The organism is Brevundimonas sp. CURTG3B2_SDJG, assembly GCF_057364705.1.
Genome location: NZ_JBNFOJ010000275.1, coordinates 1 through 3,686 on the forward strand (window position 1 = coordinate 1; position 3,686 = coordinate 3,686).

Annotated in this window: 5 protein-coding genes; 2 read left to right on the forward strand and 3 right to left on the reverse strand. The window is 68.3% G+C overall.

The window, feature by feature from the left end:
• Positions 1-153: 153 nt before the first annotated feature.
• Together AC2W7C_RS14905 and AC2W7C_RS14910 are read left to right on the forward strand one after the other, a co-directional pair.
• Positions 154-750, forward strand: coding sequence for an LOG family protein (locus AC2W7C_RS14905; protein WP_486002117.1), 597 nt, complete (start codon positions 154-156; stop codon positions 748-750).
• 124 nt (positions 751-874) lie between these two features.
• Positions 875-1,168, forward strand: a complete 294-nt coding sequence (locus AC2W7C_RS14910) for a DUF8200 family protein (protein ID WP_486002118.1) — start codon at positions 875-877, stop codon at positions 1,166-1,168.
• Positions 1,169-1,404: 236 nt separating this feature from the next.
• On the opposite strand, the gene gltX is transcribed toward AC2W7C_RS14910, so the two are convergent.
• From gltX to AC2W7C_RS14925, 3 genes are all read right to left on the reverse strand, one after another.
• A complete protein-coding gene (gltX, locus tag AC2W7C_RS14915) occupies positions 1,405-2,757 on the reverse strand; it encodes a glutamate--tRNA ligase (RefSeq protein ID WP_486002119.1) in 1,353 nt (450 codons plus the stop codon).
• Positions 2,758-2,842: 85 nt separating this feature from the next.
• On the reverse strand, positions 2,843-3,274 hold the full coding sequence (gene dksA, locus AC2W7C_RS14920) for an RNA polymerase-binding protein DksA (RefSeq protein WP_486002120.1): 432 nt from the start codon (positions 3,272-3,274) through the stop codon (positions 2,843-2,845).
• Positions 3,275-3,457: 183 nt separating this feature from the next.
• A partial coding sequence (locus AC2W7C_RS14925; protein ID WP_486002121.1) for a flagellar assembly protein FliX occupies positions 3,458-3,686 on the reverse strand: 229 nt, incomplete at its 5' end.

The window sequence follows — 3,686 nt, forward strand, 5'->3', positions numbered from 1 at the left end:
GGCGGCGGCGAACAGCTTCCCGCCAGGCACGCGGCGGCCGTCGCGGCGACGGCGGCGAAGATGGCCCGTTTCATCGCGTCCTCCGGAGGTTAGGAGTATCGAACCAGATAGCGCGGCCGGGGGCCCGTTGTCTTCCATCCACGCCGAGGCTTCATGTCCATCACCATCCAGCCGTTCGACGGCAAGTCCGTCTGCCTGTTCTGCGGCTCCTCGGATCGCTCGGACCCCGACTACACCGTGGCGGCGCGTCGATTCGGGGAACAGACCGCCCAAGCGGGCTGGCGGCTGGTGTACGGCGGCGGCGGCGTCGGCCTGATGGGCGCCTCGGCCAGGGCCGCGCACGAGGCGGGCGGACGGGTGCTGGGCGTCATGCCGGGCTTCCTGCGCAGCCGGGAGCGCCTGTTCGACGACGTCGAGACCCTGGTGGTCACCTCGATGCACGAGCGCAAGACCATCATGTACGACCAGTCCGACGCCTTCGTGGTCGCGCCGGGCGGCGTCGGCACGCTCGAGGAAGTCATCGAGGTCCTCTCCTGGAAGCGGCTGGACCTGCACCACAAGCCGGTGATCTTCCTGAATATCAAGGGCTTCTGGGACGGTCTTCTGGCGACGCTGGACCACAGCATCGCCGAGGGCATGACCCCCGAATCCTTCCGCCAGGCCTGGAGCGTCGCCGCGACGGTCGAGGAGGCGATCACCCTGATGCGGCAGGCGGACGATCTGCCTCACTTGAAACATGATCAGCGATAAGTAATCGTCGATCAGGCGCGTTGTGCGTTTCGTTTTGACAACGCGCCTTGACAGTTTTCGAATAACAACGCACACTGAGGCGACGGGACGCTCCCTGCCGCCCCGCCCTCACTCGGAGACCGCCATGCGCGCCCTGCTCGTCGCCGCGACCCTGCTCGTCGCCGCCCCCCGCCTTCGCCCCAATCCCCCCGCCACCAGCGCCACCCTGGCCGACGCGCCAAAGGCTCCGGCCGGCCGCACCATCATCGACGGCGCCACCTGGCAGTGCGACGGCGCCTCCTGCACCGCCTCGGGCGGTGCCAACCAGCCGGCGACCCGCGCCTGCCGCCGCGTCGTGGCCCGTTTCGGCCCGGTCTCGGCCTTCAGCTACAAGGGCGTCGCCCTGAACGCCGAACAGATCGCCGCCTGCAACGCCTGATTTCGGCTCGCGCTGAAACAGAAGGCCGCCCTTCTCGCGAGGCGCGGCCTTTTTGTTTGCGCGGTTGAACGTTGGCGACCGCGTAGAACCCCGTCGACGTCATGGCCGGGCTTGTCCCGGCCATCCATAAGCGCGGTCAGTAGATTGCGGGCGCCGAGTTAGGCCTTCACCGACAAGTCTTATGGATGGTCTCGGGACGAGCCCGGCCATGACGATCCGCGAAGGTTCAGCAAGCCCTAGGCCGCCTCGCCCTTCAGCCGCTTCACGATCCGCTCGCGGCCGATCATCGGCGCGAGGGTCGCCATGTCGGGCCCGTGCGCCTGGCCGGTCAGGATCAGGCGCAGCGGCATGAACAGGGCCTTGCCCTTCGCGCCGGTCTTCTCCTTCACGGCGTTGGTCCAGACCGACCAGGCGTCGGCCCCGATGTCGTCCGGCAGAACCTCGAGCGCGGCGGCCGCGAAGGCTGGATCCTCGACCACGGGCGTGATCGGACCGCGCACGATCGCCGCCATTTCAACGACATCGGCGAACTTCTGAAGGTTCGGACGCACCGCGTTCCAGAACGCCTCGCCCAGGTCGGCGTCCAGCCCGGCCAGGCGCTTTTGCGCGACGCCGTAGTCCATGGCGTGCAGGGCCTGGGCGTTCAGACGGTCCAGGTCGGCGGTGTCGTAGCGCGCCGGCGAGCGGCCCATCTTGGAGAAGGCGAAGCTCTCGCCCAGCGCCTGCACCGAAGCGCCCACCTCCAGCGGGTCCGAGGTGCCGATGCGGCCCAGGTGGCTGGTGATGGCGATCGGCTCGTAGCCCTGCTCGCGCATCTCCGAGATCGACAGCGAGCCCAGCCGCTTGGACAGGGCCTGGCCGTCGGCGCCGACCAGCAGCGGCATGTGGGCGAAAGCCGGGACCGGCCCGCCCAGCGCCTCGAAGATCTCGATCTGGGCGCCGGTGTTGGTCACGTGGTCCTCGCCGCGGATCACGTGGGTGATGTCCATCTCGATGTCGTCGACGACCGACGGCAGGGTGTAGAGGAACAGGCCGTCCTCGCGGATCAGCACCGGGTCCGACATCGAGGCGGTGTCCACCTCGGCGTGGCCGCGCGCCAGGTCCTCCCAGGCGACGCGCTTGCCGTCCAGCTTGAAGCGCCAGTGCGGCTTGCGGCCCTCGGCTTCGTAGGCGGCCTTCTCGGCCTCGGTCAGGCTCAGGGCGGCGCGGTCGTAGATCGGCGGCAGGCCGCGCGACAGCTGCACCTTGCGGCGGCGGTCCAACTCCTCGGCGGTCTCGTAGCAGGCGTAGAGCCGACCCGAGGCCTTCAGGCGCTCGGCGGCGGCCTCGTAGCGGTCGAACCGCTTGGACTGGTTGTGACGCTCGTCCCACAGCAGACCCAGCCAGGCCAGATCCAACTCGATGCCCTGTTCGAACTCGGCGGTCGAGCGCGCCAGGTCGGTGTCGTCGATGCGCAGCACGAACTGGCCGCCCTGCCCCCCATCTTCCTTGAAGGAATGGGCGAACATCCAGTTCACCAGGGCGGTGCGCACGTTGCCGACGTGCAGTTTCCCCGTGGGCGACGGGGCGAAGCGGACCTTGACGGACATTCAGACGACCTTGAAACGCAAGGCGCGGTAGGTCGCGCCCGCAAGGCCTCAAGTCAAGGTCGCGCGCCCTTTGGAGCCGCCTTTATCAGTCGTCGCGGTGAACCCGCTCGCGGCGTTCGTGGCGTTCCTGGGCCTCCACCGACAGCGTCGCCGTCGGGCGGGCTTCCAGGCGGCCAAGGCTGATCGGCTCGCCGGTCTCTTCGCAATAGCCGTAGGAGCCGTCCTCGATCCGGCGCAGGGCCTCGTCGATCTTGGAGATCAGCTTGCGCTGGCGATCGCGGGTGCGCAGCTCCAGCGCACGATCGGATTCCGAGGACGCCCGGTCGACCAGGTCCGGATGGTTCTCCGTCTCGGCCTTCAGATTGATCACGGTTCCCCGGGACTCGCGAAGGATGTCGTCCTTCCAGTCCATCAGCTTGGCCTTGAAGTAGGCCAACTGCCGCTCGTTCATGAACGGCTCGTCGTCGGAGGGCCGGTACTCGCCCTTTTCGACAACGGCGGACGCCAATGCGTTCATCGCACTCACGCTCATCAAATCGCGCCCCCCTGTGGCGCAGGATGCGTATAGGGATGCGCGAGAGTCGCGGCAACAAGGCTCGCGCGAGCGTGACCCGCTACGGTTAGACGAAACCGCGCCACCGTGACATTTCTTCATCACCCCGAGCGTTCGGGGCGGCGTTTCGCGAACGATTTCGTCGATTTATGCTGCATTGCGGCGAAGATCGGCCTTCGCCAGCTCCACCGCCGCCCGCAGGTCGATCTGGTCCAGCAGGCTGTTCAGGCCTGCGTCGGCGTCCAGCGGCCGCTCTTCGCGCAGGGTGCGCGACAGCCGCTCCAGCGCCCCTTCGCCGGTCTCGCCGGACAGCAGGGCCAGCTTCAGGTCGTCCAGCCGGTCCAGCAGCCCGCCGCCCCGCCGGATCGCCCGCCGC